This window comes from Protofrankia coriariae (assembly GCF_001017755.1).
Lineage (GTDB): Bacteria > Actinomycetota > Actinomycetes > Frankiales > Frankiaceae > Protofrankia > Protofrankia coriariae.
The window spans coordinates 1-296 of the sequence record NZ_JWIO01000107.1 but is presented as its reverse complement, the minus strand read 5'-3'; the positions used below and the strand labels follow the sequence as shown (position 1 = coordinate 296).

General features: G+C 65.5%; 1 protein-coding gene. It reads left to right on the top strand.

The window, feature by feature from the left end; all coding sequences use genetic code 11:
• Positions 1 to 12: 12 nt before the first annotated feature.
• A partial coding sequence (locus FrCorBMG51_RS24410) for a type I restriction endonuclease (RefSeq protein WP_235433872.1) occupies positions 13 to 296 on the top strand: 284 nt, incomplete at its 3' end.

Sequence of the window (296 nt, the reverse complement as noted above, 5' to 3'; positions counted from 1 at the left end):
GTGATGCGGCAGGTGCGTTTCTCCACCGCGGATCAGCGCAGTCTGGACCTGGTGTTCTTCGTCAACGGGCTGCCGGTGGCGACGGTGGAGTTGAAGACGGACTTCACGCAGTCGCTGGACGAGGCGATCAGCCAGTACCGCAAGGACCGGCGCCCGGTCACGAACGGCCGGCCGGAGCCGTTGCTGTCGTTCGGGCATCGGGCGCTGGTGCACTTCGCGGTCTCCAACGACCTGGCGGCGATGACCACCAGGTTGGAGGGCGAGAAGACCCATTTCCTGCCGTTCAACATCGGCCA